General features: G+C 64.0%; 18 protein-coding genes. 4 read left to right on the top strand and 14 right to left on the bottom strand.

What is annotated here, in order from left to right; all coding sequences use genetic code 11:
- Positions 1–45: 45 nt before the first annotated feature.
- Complete coding sequence (locus FVD38_RS01185; RefSeq protein ID WP_229493329.1) at positions 46–1308, top strand: acyltransferase family protein; 1263 nt, start codon at positions 46–48, stop codon at positions 1306–1308.
- Positions 1309–1423: 115 nt separating this feature from the next.
- A complete protein-coding gene (locus tag FVD38_RS01180) occupies positions 1424–2236 on the top strand; it encodes a hypothetical protein (protein ID WP_147933148.1) in 813 nt (270 codons plus the stop codon).
- 52 nt (positions 2237–2288) lie between these two features.
- Here the strand turns inward: FVD38_RS01180 and FVD38_RS01175 are convergent, their stop codons facing one another.
- Positions 2289–3200, bottom strand: a complete 912-nt coding sequence (locus FVD38_RS01175) for an ion transporter (RefSeq protein WP_147933147.1) — start codon at positions 3198–3200, stop codon at positions 2289–2291.
- A 33-nt stretch (positions 3201–3233) separates the two neighbouring features.
- A complete protein-coding gene (locus FVD38_RS01170; protein WP_147933146.1) occupies positions 3234–3788 on the bottom strand; it encodes an NADPH-dependent FMN reductase in 555 nt (184 codons plus the stop codon).
- Positions 3789–4025: 237 nt separating this feature from the next.
- Between FVD38_RS01170 and FVD38_RS01165 the strand changes: the two genes are divergently transcribed.
- Positions 4026–4385: an NADH-quinone oxidoreductase subunit A gene (locus FVD38_RS01165; RefSeq protein ID WP_147933145.1), complete on the top strand. Its 360-nt coding sequence runs from the start codon at positions 4026–4028 to the stop codon at positions 4383–4385.
- Positions 4386–4391: 6 nt separating this feature from the next.
- Entirely contained in the window at positions 4392–4577 is a 186-nt protein-coding gene (locus FVD38_RS01160; protein WP_123067889.1) for a hypothetical protein, read from the top strand.
- Positions 4578–4619: 42 nt separating this feature from the next.
- On the opposite strand, the gene FVD38_RS01155 is transcribed toward FVD38_RS01160, so the two are convergent.
- The 12 genes from FVD38_RS01155 to FVD38_RS01100 form a co-directional block, all read right to left on the bottom strand.
- Complete coding sequence (locus tag FVD38_RS01155) at positions 4620–4928, bottom strand: hypothetical protein (RefSeq protein WP_147933203.1); 309 nt, start codon at positions 4926–4928, stop codon at positions 4620–4622.
- A gap of 2 nt (positions 4929–4930) precedes the next feature.
- A complete protein-coding gene (locus FVD38_RS01150; protein WP_147933144.1) occupies positions 4931–6193 on the bottom strand; it encodes an MFS transporter in 1263 nt (420 codons plus the stop codon).
- A gap of 48 nt (positions 6194–6241) precedes the next feature.
- The gene (ispF, locus tag FVD38_RS01145; RefSeq protein WP_147933143.1) at positions 6242–6757 is read right to left on the bottom strand and encodes a 2-C-methyl-D-erythritol 2,4-cyclodiphosphate synthase; all 516 of its coding nucleotides are present in this window, start codon (positions 6755–6757) and stop codon (positions 6242–6244) included.
- A gap of 19 nt (positions 6758–6776) precedes the next feature.
- On the bottom strand, positions 6777–7514 hold the full coding sequence (gene ispD / locus FVD38_RS01140; RefSeq protein WP_147933142.1) for a 2-C-methyl-D-erythritol 4-phosphate cytidylyltransferase: 738 nt from the start codon (positions 7512–7514) through the stop codon (positions 6777–6779).
- Complete coding sequence (locus tag FVD38_RS01135; RefSeq protein ID WP_229493327.1) at positions 7511–8224, bottom strand: hypothetical protein; 714 nt, start codon at positions 8222–8224, stop codon at positions 7511–7513. Before FVD38_RS01135 ends, ispD begins: the two co-directional genes overlap by 4 nt.
- A gap of 5 nt (positions 8225–8229) precedes the next feature.
- Positions 8230–8784, bottom strand: a complete 555-nt coding sequence (locus FVD38_RS01130) for an NUDIX domain-containing protein (protein ID WP_147933141.1) — start codon at positions 8782–8784, stop codon at positions 8230–8232.
- A gap of 213 nt (positions 8785–8997) precedes the next feature.
- Entirely contained in the window at positions 8998–9324 is a 327-nt protein-coding gene (locus FVD38_RS01125; RefSeq protein WP_147933140.1) for a DUF2818 family protein, read from the bottom strand.
- 3 nt (positions 9325–9327) lie between these two features.
- Positions 9328–10842 (bottom strand): NADH-quinone oxidoreductase subunit NuoN, encoded by a 1515-nt coding sequence (gene nuoN, locus FVD38_RS01120; RefSeq protein ID WP_187271443.1) that lies wholly within the window; start codon positions 10840–10842, stop codon positions 9328–9330.
- A gap of 6 nt (positions 10843–10848) precedes the next feature.
- The gene (locus FVD38_RS01115) at positions 10849–12351 is read right to left on the bottom strand and encodes an NADH-quinone oxidoreductase subunit M (protein WP_147933139.1); all 1503 of its coding nucleotides are present in this window, start codon (positions 12349–12351) and stop codon (positions 10849–10851) included.
- A 22-nt stretch (positions 12352–12373) separates the two neighbouring features.
- Positions 12374–14482 (bottom strand): NADH-quinone oxidoreductase subunit L, encoded by a 2109-nt coding sequence (gene nuoL, locus FVD38_RS01110; protein ID WP_147933138.1) that lies wholly within the window; start codon positions 14480–14482, stop codon positions 12374–12376.
- Between the two features lie 39 nt (positions 14483–14521).
- A complete protein-coding gene (nuoK, locus tag FVD38_RS01105) occupies positions 14522–14830 on the bottom strand; it encodes an NADH-quinone oxidoreductase subunit NuoK (RefSeq protein ID WP_123067878.1) in 309 nt (102 codons plus the stop codon).
- Positions 14827–15507 (bottom strand): NADH-quinone oxidoreductase subunit J, encoded by a 681-nt coding sequence (locus FVD38_RS01100; protein WP_147933137.1) that lies wholly within the window; start codon positions 15505–15507, stop codon positions 14827–14829. Before FVD38_RS01100 ends, nuoK begins: the two co-directional genes overlap by 4 nt.
- Positions 15508–15511 lie beyond the last annotated feature (4 nt).

The following is a 15511-nucleotide window of genomic DNA, read 5'->3' as shown; positions in this document are numbered from 1 at the left end:
CTCATGCGCGCGATGCTGGCGCCTCCATCATGACAAGAGCGCGCCATGCAGCCAACCACTTCCGCGGACAATCAACGCCTGTATTTCCTCGACTGGGTCCGTATCCTGGCCTTCTTCGTGCTGATCGCCTATCACGTGGGCATGTACTACGTGAGCTGGGGCTGGCATGTGAAAAGCCCGCATGCCGGGACCGGCCCGGAACCGTTCATGCTGCTGTCCTCTCCGTGGCGTCTGAGCCTGCTGTTCTTCGTGGCCGGCGCGGCCTCGCATTTCATGCTGCACAAGACCGCTCCCGGCGCCTTCGTGCGCCGGCGCAGCCTGCGCCTGCTGCTGCCGCTGCTGTTCGGCATGCTGGTCATCGTGCCGCCCCAGCCCTGGCTGGAGGTGGTCGAGAAGCTCGGCTATGCCGACGGCTTCGTGGCGTTCATGCGCCTGTATCTCGTCGGCTACGGCGGCTTCTGCCAGGACGGCTGCCTGGTCCTGCCGACCTGGAACCACCTGTGGTTCGTTGCCTACCTGTGGGTCTACACGCTGGTGCTGGCCGCCTGCGCGGCGCTGCTGGGCAATGCCCGCATCGAGGCGCTGGCCGGGCGCACCGCCGCCATATTGAAAGGCTGGAAGCTGCTGGTGCTGCCGGCGCTGTTCCTCGCCGTGGTGCGCATCCTGCTGGCCGACCGCTTCCCGAGCAGCCACGCGCTGGTCGACGACTGGTTCAACCATGCCACCTACCTGCCGATGTTCCTGCTGGGCGCCCTGGTGGCAGGCAGCCGCCCCGTGTGGGAACGCATGGAGGGCGTGCGCTGGATCGCGCTCGGCATCGCGCTGGCCGGCTGGGCCGCCATCGTGGCCTGGTACGCCGCGCCCCACCATGAGCACAGCGCGCAGATGATGGCGATCTGGGTTCCCATCATGCGCTGCGTGTACACGCTGTGCGCCTGGAGCGCCATCGTCGCGGCCTGCGGTTTCGCGCGCCGCCACCTGGACCGCGACGGGCCGGCGCGCCGCTACCTCACCGATGCGGTATTCCCGGTCTATATCGCGCACCAGACCCTGATCGTGGTCATGGCGCACGCCTTCAAGCCGCTGAACCTGGCGCCCGGCGTCGAGGCGCTGCTGGTGATGGTTTTGACCGCGACCGGCAGCTTTGCGCTGTACGAAGCCGTGCGCCGCCTGCGCTGGGCACGCCCGCTGTTCGGCCTGGCGCCCCGGGCGGGCGCGGCTTCCAGCGCGGCCAACGTGGTTTTCCGGCCTGGGCCAGGTGGATGTCGAACTCACACATCTGCTGGCAAGAGCGGAACCGGGATATGACACTCGTGCACAGTTGAGGTGCATAGAACATCCCCGCCTCCCCGGTACGCGAGCTGGCCCGATCCTTGCATGTAAGAAAGCACCCTGGATTCCAAGGGCTTTGTGGGAGGTAAAGATGATTGGACAGAACGATGTAGTCGAACTCGCGGGCATGCCGGGCTGCACGGTCCGCGTGCTGTGGATCGACCAGCCGCAGGCGCTGGCCTGGACCTATCAACTGGGCAGCCATGCCGCCATGCCCGAGCCGACGCCGGTGGCGGCGCTGGAAGAAGCGCTGGCATCCGGCCGTGCGCGGCGCCTGCTGGTCGACCCGTTCGCCGCGGCGCCGCCGCGCGAACCGGTGCCGCAGGGCTATTTGAACTTGCAGGCCAAGGCCTGGTCGGCCGTGCGCGCCCTGCACGCCGACCGCCACGCGCTGTACGATCCGCGCCAGCGCGCCACGCTGATGGCCGGCTACGCCGCCGCCCACGGCATGTCGAAATCGAGCATCCTGCGCTACCTGCGCCGTTACTGGGAGCGCGGCCAGACGCCCGACGCCCTGCTGCCGGACTACGGCAACTCGGGCGCCCCCGGCCGCACCCGCGCGGTCACGGCCGGCATCAAGCGCGGCCGTCCGCGCAAGGGCGCGGGCACCGGCACCAATACCGATGAACGGATGCGTGCGATCTTCCGCGCCGCCGCCGCGCGCTATGCGGCCAGCAACGACGGCTTCTCGCGCCGCGCCGCCTATCGCCAGATGCTCGAGGATTTCTTCCAGGATGTCGACGCAGGCGCGCAGCCCAGCTTCGGCCAGTTCAACTACTGGCTCGAGCGCGATGCGGCCGCGCCGCCGACGGTCACGCTGGCGCGCCCTGCGCCGCCGCGCGCGCCGGTGCATGCACCAATACATGCACCTTCGCGGTACACGATGCACGCTGCAATGGCCTGAGCGATCGCGGTGCACCGCTCGCCATCATGGTGCGCGGTGCAAGCCCCTCGCGTTACTCCGTGGCCGGCGCCAGCGGCGCGCCGCAATCCTTGCAGAAGTGGGCGCGCGGGTCGTGGTCGCCGCTGCCGCAGGCGCCGCACTGGCGCGGCGTGCCGCGTGGGGCGTGGCGCGACATCTTCTGCGACGTCATCTCGGCCGACACGATCCCGGTCGGCACCGCCAGGATGCCCCAGCCCAGCAGCACCATGAACGAGGCGATCGCCTTGCCCACCGGCGTGTGCGGCACCATGTCGCCATAGCCCACCGTGGTGATGGTCACCGTGGCCCAGTACATCGACATCGGGATGCTGGTGAAGCCGTTGTCCGGCCCCTCGATCACGTACATCACGGTGCCAAGGATCAGGATCAGCATCAGCACCACCGACAGGAACACCATGATCTTGCGCCGGCTGGCGACCAGGGCTTCGCCCAGGCGCGTGTATTCCTCGATGTACAAGGTCAGCTTGAAGATGCGGAAGACACGCAGCAGGCGCAGGATGCGCACGTCCAGGAACACCTGGCTGCCGGGCAGCAGCAGCGACAGGTAGGTCGGCAGCACCGACACCAGGTCGATGATCCCGTAGAAGCTGCGCGCATAGCGCACCGGGCGTTGGATGCACACCAGGCGCGCGATGTATTCGATCGTGAACAGGATCGTGAAGCCCCATTCGAGCACCGAGGTCACGCCGGAATACTCGCTGTAGATCGAGGGCACGCTGTCGAGGATCACCACCAGGATGCTGAGCAGGATCAGGACCACCAGCACGATATCGAAGCGGCGCCCGGCCGGCGTGTCGTTGCCGAAGATGACGTCGAACATGCGCGCGCGCCAGCCGTCCGGCGGACGGCCCAGCAGCGTGGGCAGGTCGCGCGGCGGGGTTGGCACGAATTTGCTATCGATCTTGCTGTCGCTCGCGCGAATCATCTGTAGTAGTTTCCCGCCGGCGCAGCCTGGCCATTATTTGGCATGCTGCTCCACCCAGGCGCCAAAGGCGGCCATGAATTTCTGGAAGAAGGCGCGCGACGATTCGTCGACCAGCTTGTCTCCCTCGTACTTGCCGGCGACGCCGCCGACATAGGCTTCCGGCGCCGGCATGGTCGGCATGTTCAGGAACGGCAGCATCTGGCGCAGGTGGTGGTTGGCGCCGAAGCCGCCCAGCGCGCCCGGCGAGACGCTGACGATGGCGCAGGGCTTGTCGGCGAAAGCCGCCTTGCCGTAGGGGCGCGAGCCGACGTCGATCGCATTCTTGAGCGCGCCCGGCACCGAGCGGTTGTATTCCGGGGTGCAGAACAGGATGCCGTCGGCCTGGCGGATGGCATCGCGAAAGGCCGCGAACACGCTCGGGGGCGGATCGGTCTCGTCGTCCTCGTTATACAGCGGCAGGTCGCGCAGTTCGACGATCGTCAGTTCGAGCCCTTCCGGCGCCGACTCGATCAGGCTGTGGGCGACGCGGCGGGTGTACGAATCCTTGCGCAGGCTGCCGACGAGGACGGCGATTTTTTTCGAGGCCATGGTGCTCCTTTGGGTTTGAATGAGGTCGATTTGCCAACCCCTGATGATAACCAGTTTGCGTCGCGCACGGAGCGGATCGATGGCAGTTACGCGTAAATACCGACGTAAACACAGTAATTGCACGCAAAATGCTTGGTTGGCAACAGGGTTATATGCGGTTAGAATCGAGCCCAACTTTGCCTGTCGAGGCCGCATCATTCCTTTATCAACCCACGCGCATCATCGCGCAGCAGAACCATGAATCTCGAAGAATACTTCCCCGTACTCATGTTCATCATCATCGGCATCCTGGTCGGCGTCGCGCCCCAGGTGCTGGGCCGCGTACTGGGCCCGCACCGTCCCGATCCCGAGAAGCTGTCGCAGTACGAGTGCGGTTTCGAAGCCTTCGGCGATGCGCGCATGCAGTTCGACGTGCGCTTCTACCTGGTCGCGATCCTGTTCATCCTGTTCGACCTGGAAGTCGCCTTCCTGGTGCCTTGGGCGGTCGTCATGACCGACATCGGCTCGACCGGTTTCTGGGCCATGATGGTGTTCCTGGGCCTGCTGACCATCGGCCTGGCCTACGAATGGAAAAAAGGCGCGCTGGACTGGGATTAAGCCGCGATGGACGCCATGCTGTTCGTGAACCTGGTAATCGGCATCGGCCTGCTCGATGCCGCCTGGCGCTCACACAAGAACGCCAAGCCGCGCACCGCGGCGCTGCTGGCGACCATCGCCGGCACGGGGATTGCCCTGAGCCTGTTCGTGTTGGCCACCGGGGTCGGCGTCCCTCCTCCCACCATCGACTAGAACTCTATAGCCGCGAATCTCGCGGCTTTTTTTTCGTCCCGTTTACAACCGCAAACGCCGGTACATCTGCAGGAAGCGCGCCACCTTTGCCTTGCTCATGACTGTCACCGGATCGCCATGCCAGGCGTACAGGAATGGCTCGCCACCCTGACGGTCGCTGATCCGTACGGACAGCAGGAATCGCGTGCCCACGGGATAGCGCGACGTGTCGATCAGGCTGCGCGAACACTGCACCCGCATATCGGTCGCAAAGGCCTGCCCCGACACCGGTCGGATGCGCGGCTTGCCGCTGCGCGGGTCGAGCACCGATTCGACCGCCACCTCGCGGTAGGCCCAGGCGTCGCGCGTCATCGTCAAGCCCCCGCCAGCTTGGGCGCGCGCACCACCGCCGCTTCGCGGATCGGCAGGTTCACCAGCGCCGCCGCCAGCGCGAGCACCATGTCGGCATACCACATCCAGCTATAGTCCCCGGTGTGCACCACGGCCAGTCCGCCCAGCCAGGCGCCGAAGAAGCCGCCGATCTGGTGCGACAGCAGGGTCATGCCGAACAGCGTGGCCAGGTAGCGCACGCCGAACAGTTTGCCGACCAGGCCGGCCGTCGGGGGGACGGTAGCCAGCCAGGTGGCGCCGAGCGCGGCGGCGAACAGGTAGAAGGTCCACTCGGTCTTCGGCGCCAGCAGGTAGATGCCCACCAACACGGCGCGGCTGGCATAGATCCAGAACAGCAGCGACTTCATGCGATAACGCGAGGCCAGCATCCCGGCGCCCAGGCTGCCAGCGATGTTGAACAGGCCGATCAGGGCCAGGGCCGTGGCCGAGACGCTGGCCGGCAGGCCGCACATCGCGACCTCGCCCGGCAGGTGGGTAACCAGGAAGGCGATGTGGAAGCCGCAGGTGAAAAAGCCAAGGTGCAGGCAGATATAGCTACGGTCGCGCATGGCCTCGCGCAGTTGCTGGCTGAGCGAGACCGATGGAAGAGCCGGCTGGGACGCAGCAGGTGCAGCAGGAGTAGTGACAGAAGCGGCAGCGACTTTCCTGCCACGCAGCGGCCAGGCCAGCGGAATGGTCAGCAAGGTAGCGGCGGCCATGGTGAGCATCGCCCAGATCCAACCGGCGCCGGCGATGATGGCGCCCATCAGCGGCGCGAACACGAACTGGCCGAAGGAGCCGCCGGCGTTGATGAAGCCCGAAGCAAAGGCGCGCCGCTCGGCGGGCAGACGCTGGGCGGTGGCGCCGATCAGGATCGAGAAGCTGCCGGCCCCGGCCCCGGCCGCCGACAGAAAGCCCATCGTGAGCAGCAGCGCCCACTGCGAATCGACGAAGGGCGTAGCGGCGGTACCCGCCGCCAGCATCACCCCGCCGAGGGCGATCACCCTGCCCGGCCCGTATTTGTCGGCGACGGCGCCGAAGACCGGCTGGGCCGCGCCCCACATCAGCTGGGCCACTGCCATCACGAAGCTGATGCTGGCCACGCCCAGCCCGGTCGCGGTGTTCAGCGGCGACAGGAACAGGCCGCTCGTCAGCCGCGCGCCCATCGTGATCATCATGATGGCGCTGGCGATCAGGATCAGGGTCCAGGCCGCGCGCGGCGAAAGTGCTGGGTTGGCGTTGGTCATCAGGCAATTATAGATTGCCTTTTCGACCTTTGCCGAAGCCCGTCAATACTATTCCGTGGCGGCCCGGATCAAGAGCGCCGTCGAATGCGCCGCCATGCCCTCTTCGCGGCCCAGGTAGCCCAGCTTTTCGTTGGTCTTGGCCTTGATGTTCACCTGCTGCGGCGACACGCCCAGGTCTTCGGCGATGCGCGAGACCATCAGCGGGATGTGCGGCGCCATCTTCGGCTGCTGGGCGATGACGGTGGCGTCGATATTGCCGATGGTGTAGCCCGAGTTCAGCACGCGGTGCGCGACTTCGCGCAGCAGGGTGCGCGAATCGGCGCCGGCGAACATCGGGTCGGTGTCCGGGAAATGCTTGCCGATATCGCCCAGCGCGGCCGCGCCCAGCAGCGAATCGATGATCGCATGCAGCAGCACGTCGGCGTCGGAATGGCCCAGGAGGCCCAGGCGATGCGGGATAGTGACGCCGCCGACGATCAGCTTGCGGCCTTCGACCAGCGCGTGGTTGTCGTAGCCGGTGCCGATGCGAAACGGTGGATTGGGGTTGTAGGATGCGAGTGCCATGGTGTGTGGTTCGTGTCGGTCAAATGGTGGAATCGAGCGCCAGGTACATCTCGGCGATGCGGATGTCGGATGGCAGCGTGACTTTCAGGTTGCGCGGATGGCCTTCGACCAGTCTCGGGGCCAGGCCCAGCGCCTCGATGGCGCTGGCGTCGTCGGTGATCGCGGCCGGATCCGTGGCCGCGTCGAGCGCGCGGCATAGCAGCGCGTAGGAAAACATCTGCGGGGTCTGGGCCAGCCACAGGCCGTCGCGCGGGACGGTGGCGACATGATCGCCGTCCCGGCGCTTGACGGTATCGACCACGGGCAGGGCCAGCAGGCCGCCGGCTGCGTGGTCGCCCGTTTCAACGATCAGGCGTTCGATCAGCGCGGCGTTCAGGCCCGGCCGGGCGGCGTCGTGGACCAGCACGCGGTCTTGTGCGCCGATCACGTCGCGCAGCGCATGCAGGCCGTTGCGGATCGACTCCATGCGGGTGGCGCCGCCGCAGCGCAGCACGGTGACGCGGCTGCCCTGTTCCTTTGCGTCGGGCAGTACGCCGTCGATGAAGGGATCGTCCGCGCTCACCACCACATAGGTGTGGGCGATCAGCGGGCTGGATAGAAAGGCATCGACCGTGTGGCGCAGCATGGGCTTGGCGCCGATGGCCAGGTATTGCTTGGGGCTGCCGGCCGCCATGCGGGCGCCGACGCCGGCCGCCGGAATGAGGGCGACATGCTGCCGCGCTGCCGTGTTCGTTTCGTTTGCTTGCTCGGTCGTCATGAACTGCTTCGTGTTGCCTGTCTAAGCAAAGACTGTACCTCACCTGCGCAAACCTTGCCCAGGCGGGCGTATTCCTGCGGCGTATCAATGGCCGCCTGCAATACTTCGACCTTTTCCATCTCACGCTTAATGTAGGGCATCCAGCTGCGGTCGACTTCGCGCTGGAGCAGGGATCGCGCTTGTCCGATTGGCGCATACAGCGGCTTGCCGGCGAAGCGCGCCGCCAGCCGGGCGCGAACGATGGCTTCGGCCTTGGGCAAAAAATCCTGGTAGGTCTGCAGGTGGCGCATCTCGTGGGCCAGCACTTCGCGGTAGGAACACGATCCCGGCGGGAATTCGCGGCTGACGTAGATCACGATGGGGGCGTAATACAGGTTGACGTCGATACGCGGCGCCACGCATTCATGACCGCTGGCGCGATCCGTCAACATGCGCCCGCCGACCTTGATGCTCACCCGCGCCTCGGTATGCGTCAGGCCCAGCACCCAGGAACCGCGGCGCACGCTGCCCTTCAGGCGCGTCAGGTCATGGTAGGAACGCGTATTGTCGATGCGGTAGCCTTCGCCACGGCTGGACAGCACCGAGATCGTCTCGCCGATGGTGTCCTCGCATTGCACCTGGAACGGGGTGCGGGCCTGGGCTGCGGCCGGGGCGGCGGCTAGAATCGCCAATGCGGCCGACAGCACGGTCAGGCTCCGACACGGCCGCATGATCGTCAGCCAGGCGTCCAGTCGCCAGCCAGGATCTTCTCAAGCCAGAAGGTGCCGATGATGGTCTTGACGTCGGTGATCTCGCCCTTGCGCACCATCTCGAGCAGCTCGGGCACGGTGGCGCTGAATATCTCCAGGAATTCGCCGGCGTCGAGCTGCTGCTCGCCCGCGGTCATGTCTTCGGCCAGGAAGATCTCGAGGTGCTCGTCCGAATAGGCGATCGCGTTATGGATGGTGCAGACGAAGCGCCAGCGTCCCGCCGTGTAGCCGGTTTCTTCCTTGAGCTCGCGCTTGGCGCATTCGAGATGGTCTTCGCCCGGATCGATCTTCCCGGCAGGGAATTCGATGAAGACCTGCCCGTTCGGGTAACGGAACTGGCGCTCGAGCAGCACGCGGCCATCGGGCAACAGCGGCAGGATCACGACGGCGCCGGGATGGCGGAAGAACTCGCGCTGACTCTCCGAGCCGTCCGGCAGGCGGATGCGGTCTTTCTCGACTTTCAAAAAATGGCCGTCGTAGACGACGCCGCCGTCGATGCGGGTTTCTTTCAGATCCGGCACTTTTCACTCCAGTTAGTTGAGACTGCAATGGTAAGAATCATAAGCGAAACCCGCGCCGCACGAGATATTGTTGGCCCAAAAACGTCTTTTTTGGCATTGCCAAAAAAGACTTCCCGCGGAGGCGGGAACCCAAGTCTGCTCGCGTTATCGATACGCTGACAAACTTGGGTTCCCGCCTGCGCGGGAACGACGTGCTTGTTTTAACTGATTAACTTAGCGCCGCTTGTGCATATACCGCATCACAAACCCCGGAAACGCCAGCACCAGGAACATGCAGCCGGTGACCGCATAAAACTCCCAGGTCTGCACGAACACCGAACCGATACGCGATTCCAGCAGCTTCGCAACCAGTCCGACGACAAAGTACAAGACCACCAGCTCGAGCAGGCGCAGCGCGAAAGCCTTGTTGCGGGGCTCCCCCGCTGCCGCCTTGCCGGCCGGGACCGGCACGAACCCGAACAGGCGCTCGTTCACGAACGGCAGATTGGCCCCCGCCAGCGCGAGGGCAATCACCAGCAATGCAGCCAGCGAGCTATCCATGGCTTAATTCGCCAGGGTCGCCTGCATGGCGCTGTAGCAGATCGCCAGCAGGCCGCCCGGGACCACGCCCAGCACGACGATGGCGACGCCGTTGAGCGACATGATGACGCGCATATCGGTCGGGGTCGAAATCGCTGCAGTGTCCACCGCTTCGTCGAACCAGATGGTCTTGACGATGCGCAGGTAGTAGAACGCGCCGATCAGCGAGAACATCACGGCCACGACGGCCAGCCACACCATGCCTGCCTGGGCGACGGCCTGGATCACGGCGTACTTGGCGATGAAGCCCACCATCGGCGGCACGCCGGCCAGCGAGAACATAAGGATCGTGGCGACGATCGCGAACCATGGGCTGCGCTTGCCGAGACCCTTGAAGTCGCTGATCAGCTCCGATTCATGGCCAGCGCGCGCCAGCATCATGATCAGGCCGAAGGTCCCCACCGTGGTCAGCACGTAGATGATGGTGTAGTACATCGCGGCGCTGTAGGCAGCGGCGGCATTGGTCGTGTCGCCATCGACGTTGCCGACCACCAGGGCCAGCACCACGAAGCCCATTTGCGCGATCGTCGAGTAAGCCAGCATGCGCTTGATATTGGTCTGCGCGATCGCGGTGACGTTACCGAAGGCCAGCGACAGCACGGCGACCACCAGCAGCATCTGCTGCCAGTCGAAGGCCATCGACGGCAGCGCTTCGGCCAGCAGGCGGATCACGATGGCGAAGGTGGCGATCTTCGGCGCGCCGCCCAGCAGCAGGGTCACTGCGGTCGGGGCGCCCTGCACCACGTCCGGCACCCACATGTGGAACGGCACCACGCCCAGCTTGAAGGCCAGGCCGGCCACGACGAACACCAGGCCGAACACCAGGATGGTGCGGTTGGCGCCTTCGGCGGCAGTGACTTGCGCGATGGTGGTGATGTCGAGCGAACCGGTCGCGCCGTAGATCATCGAGATGCCGTACAGCAGGAAGCCCGATGCCAGGGCGCCCAGGATGAAGTACTTCATCGCGGCTTCGGTCGAGATCGCGTGGTCACGGCGCAGAGCCACCAGCGCATACAGCGACAGCGACATCAGTTCCAGGCCCAGGTAGATCGACAGCATGCTGTTACCCGAGATCATGATCATCTGGCCCAGCATCGAGAACAGCGCGAGCGTGTAGAACTCACCGCCCAGGTTGCCCGACATCATGCCGCGCTCGCCGGCGTACTGGCGCGAGTAGACGATGGTCATGGCCGTGGCCAGGTAGGTGAACATCTTGAGCAGGTTCGACATCGGATCCGACACGTACATGCCACTGAAGGTGTACACGGTCGCGCCCGAGTCGAAGTCCATGAAGGAGAAGATCGCGCAGCCGCCGATCGCCAGCAGCGACAGGCCATAGGTCAGGTTGCGCTTGCCCTCTTTCAGGAACAGGTCGATCAGCAGGATCGCCGACGTCGCGATCAGCAGGAAGATTTCGGCATAGACCGGCGCCAGATTGGTGTCGGCAGCCGATAACAGGGTCGAGTTCATTTCATTCATGGCGTTTTATTGAGGCACTTTGCTGACTGCGACGTGCTGAAGCAGGTCGGTGACCGAGACTTGCAGCGTCTCGGCGATCGGCGCCGGGTACAGGCCCATCGCCAGGGTGGCGATTGCCAGCACCGACAGGATGGCGAACTCACGGCCGTTCAGGTCGGTCAACGCGGCGACTTTCTTGTTGGCCACTGGCCCGAAGATGACGCGCTTGACCATCCACAGCGAGTAGGCCGCGCCCAGGATCAGGGCGGTACCCGATGCGACACCGGTCCAGAAGTTGAACTCGACCGCGCCCAGGATCACCATGAACTCACCGATGAAGCCCGAGGTCGCCGGCAGGCCGGCATTGGCCATCGAGAACAGCACCACGAAGGCGGCGAACTTCGGCATCGTGTTCACGACGCCACCGTAGTCGGCGATTTCACGCGAGTGCACACGGTCGTACAGCACGCCGATACACAGGAACATCGCGCCCGACACGAAGCCGTGCGAGATCGCCTGCATCAGGCCGCCCTGCACGCCCAGGTCGTTGAACATGAAGAAGCCCAGGGTCACGAAGCCCATGTGCGCGATCGACGAATAGGCGACCAGTTTCTTCATGTCTTTCTGCACCAAAGCCACCAGGCCGATGTAGATCACGGCCACGAGCGACAGGCCGATGACGACCGGCGCCAGGTACTGGCTCGCGTCCGGGGTGATCGGCAGCGAGAAGCGCAGGAAACCGTAGGCACCGAGCTTGAGCATGATCGCGGCCAGCACGACCGAACCGCCGGTAGGCGCTTCGACGTGGGCATCCGGCAGCCAGGTGTGCACCGGCCACATCGGCACCTTCACGGCGAAGGCCATGAAGAAGGCGATGAAGATCAGGATCTGTTCTTTCATCGTCAGCGGCAGGTCATGCCAGGCCAGGATGTCGAACGAACCCGACTTGTTGTACAGGTAGACGATCGCGACCAGGGTCAGCAGCGAACCGAAGAAGGTGTACAGGAAGAACTTGAATGCTGCGTACACGCGGTTCGGGCCGCCGAACACGCCGATGATGATGAACATCGGGATCAGCGTGGCTTCGAAGAAGAAGTAGAACAGCAGGCCGTCCAGCGCGCAGAACACGCCGATCATCAGGCCCGACAGGATCAGGAACGAGCCCATGTACTGGGCCACGCGCTCTTCGATCACTTCCCACGCCGCCAGCACCACGATGATGGTGATGAAGGCGGTCAGCGGCACGAACCACAGCGACAGGCCGTCCACGCCGAGGCGGTAGAAGATGTTGAAGCGCTCGATCCAGGCTGCCTGTTCATAGAACTGCATGCCGACCGTGGTGTTATCAAAATTGGCGATCAGCGGGATCGTCGGCAGCAGGCTGACGACGGCGCCGGCGAGCGACATCAAGCGCACCATCCCGGCGTTCTTGTCGCGGCCAATGGCCAGGACCAGCACGCCGAACAGGATCGGGAGCCAGATTGCCAGGCTCAGGTACGGTGGAAACGTAGAAATTGTTGACTGCATCATTTTTCTTTATCTCTGCCTGTGATTAACCGCGCCAGAACGGGAAGAAGTACAGCATCGCTGCCAGTACGCCGACGATCATCACGAACGCATAGTGATAGATGTAACCGGTCTGCGCGCGCTTGGTGACGGTCGAGAACCAGGCCACCAGCTTGGCGCTGCCATTGACGACCAGGCCGTCGATCAGGCTGCGGTCGCCGACATTCCACAGGCCCTTGCCCACGCCGAGTGCGCCGCCAGCGAAGAACTTCTGGTTGAACGCATCCATGTAGTACTTGTTGTCCAGCAGGGTGTGCAGCGGCTTGAACTTGGCGTAGAACCAGGCCGGCACGCGCGGATTGACCATATAGCAGTAGTAGGCGGCAACGACGCCTGCCAGTGCCAGCCAGAACGGTGCGGTCTGCAGGCCGTGCAGGGCCATCGCGCCGGCGCCATGGAACATCTCGCCCAGTTCTGCCATCGCAGGGTGAGCAGGATTGACCGTGATCACGCCATCGAAGAAATCACCGTGCAACATAGGACCGATCGCCAGGTAGCCGATGACGACCGACGGGATTGCCAGCAGGATCAGCGGCAGGGTCACGACCCATGGCGACTCGTGCGGCTTCTGGCCTGGGGCCAGGCCGTGGTGGCCGTGGTCATCGTGTTCTTCTTCATGGTGCGCGTCCGAATCGTGCTTGGCGTGCGGATCCGAGTGATCGTGCGCGGCAGCAGGTGCGTGGTGCGCATCATGATGATCGTGCGCATGTGCTTTACCAAAACGCTCTTCGCCATGGAACACCAGGAAATACATACGGAACGAATAGAACGCCGTGACGAACACGCCGGCCAGCACCGCGAAGTTGGCGAAGCCCGAACCCGGCAGCGTGCTTGCGTGCACTGCTTCGATGATCGAATCCTTCGAGTAGAAGCCCGAGAACAATGGGGTACCGATCAGGGCCAGCGAACCGATCAGCGAGGTGATCCAGGTGATCGGCATGTACTTGCGCAGGCCGCCCATGTTGCGCATGTCCTGGTCGTGGTGCATGCCGATGATGACGGAACCCGCGCCAAGGAACAGCAGCGCCTTGAAGAAGGCGTGGGTCATCAGGTGGAAGGCAGCGACCGAGTAGGCCGACACGCCCAGTGCCACGGTCATGTAACCGAGCTGCGACAAGGTCGAGTAAGCAACCACGCGCTTGATGTCGTTCTGGATGATGCCCAGGAAGCCCATGAACAGCGCGGTGATCGAACCGATGACGATGATGAAGCTCAAGGCGCCATCCGACAGCTCGAACAGCGGCGACATGCGCGACACCATGAAGATGCCGGCGGTAACCATCGTCGCGGCGTGGATCAGTGCCGAGATCGGGGTTGGGCCTTCCATCGAGTCAGGCAGCCAGACGTGCAGCGGGAACTGCGCCGACTTGCCCATCGCGCCGATGAAGAGGCAGATGCAGGCGGCGGTCAGCAGTGGCCAGTCGGTGCCCGGCACGGTCATCAGGGCCAGCTGGTCGGCCTTTTCGAACACTTCGGCGTAGTTCATCGTGCCGGCACTGGCCAGGATCAGGCCGATACCGAGGATGAAGCCGAAGTCGCCCACGCGGTTGACCAGGAAGGCCTTCATGTTCGCGAAGATCGCGGTCGGACGGGTGTACCAGAAACCGATCAGCAGATACGAGACCAGGCCCACCGCTTCCCAGCCGAAGAACAGCTGCAGGAAGTTGTTGGACATGACCAGCATCAGCATCGCGAAGGTGAACAGCGAGATGTACGAGAAGAAGCGGTTGTAGCCGTCATCCTCGGCCATGTAGCCGATCGTGTAGATGTGGACCATCAGCGACACCGAGGTAACCACGCACATCATCATCGCGGTCAAGGTATCGATCTGGAAGCCGACCGCCAGCTTGAGCGTGCCGACCGTCATCCAGGTGTAGAGATCTTCATTCAGCTTGAAGCCGTCGAGCGTGGCCATCAGGGTTTGTACCGAGATGATCAGCGCGATCAGCACGCCCAGGATGGTCGCCGTATGCGACACCTTGCGACCGACCACATTGCCGAGGAACTTGGTACCGAGCAGGCCGGCGATCGCCGAGCCTGCCAACGGCGCCAGAGGCACCGCCAGTAAGAGTGAGGTTGAAATTTGCCCCGCCATGTTGAACCTTATTCGTTATTAGTTATCGAGCCGAGCTCATCAGCCTTTGAGGCTGTCGAGGTCTTCCACGTTGATCGTGTCCAGGTTACGGAACAGGACCACCAGGATCGCCAGGCCGATTGCAGATTCGGCGGCCGCGACGGTCAAAATGAAGAACACGAAGATTTGCCCCGCCGCGTCGCCCAGGTAATGCGAGAACGCGATGAAGTTCAGGTTCACTGCCAGCAGCATCAATTCGATGGCCATCAGCAGGATGATGATGTTCTTCCGGTTCAGGAAGATACCGACCACCGAGATCGCGAACAGGATCGCGCCCAGGATCAGGTAGTGTGCGAGCGTCAACGTCATTTTGGCTCCTTCGGTTCGGCGGCGGCTGCTGCAGCGGCTGCGGCCGCGGCGGCCTTCTCGACGTTCGCTGCGTCGATGGCGCGCTGGTTGACCGTCTCGACCTTGACGATCTTCAGACGGTCGTTACGCTTGACGCGAACCGCTTGGCCCGGGTCGATGGCTTTGGTGTCCTTGCGCTTGCGCAAAGTCAGGGCGACGGCGGCGATGATCGCCACCAGCAGCACCACGGCGGCGATCTCGAAGCCGTAGATATAGCGGGTATAGATCTGCAGGCCCAGTTCCTTGGTGCCGCCGATGTTCAGCGCGGCAGCTTCCGGCGTTTGCTGGAAGTCGCTGTAGCCATGCCACAGGACAGCACCCATCTCGAGCACGATCAGGCCGCCGACGCCGGCCGCCACGGGCAGGTAGCCCCAGAAGCCTTCGCGCATGCGGTCGATATTAATGTCGAGCATCATGACGACGAAGAGGAACAGCACCATGACGGCGCCCACATAGACCAGCACCAGCACGATGGCGAGGAATTCGGCCTTCAGCAGCAACCAGATGCCGGCCGCGTTGAAGAAGGCCAGCACCAGGAACAGCGCGGCGTGGACCGGATTCTTGGCGGTGATAACGCGCAGCGAGGCCAGCACCATGATGGCCGCGAACACGTAGAACAGAACAGTTGTAAATGTCATGACT

The sequence above is a fragment of the Massilia arenae genome (assembly GCF_008014745.1).
GTDB classification, from domain to species: Bacteria; Pseudomonadota; Gammaproteobacteria; order Burkholderiales; family Burkholderiaceae_D; genus Telluria; species Telluria arenae.
The sequence above is the reverse complement of the archived record's forward strand: the minus strand, read 5'-3'. Positions and strand labels throughout refer to the sequence as shown.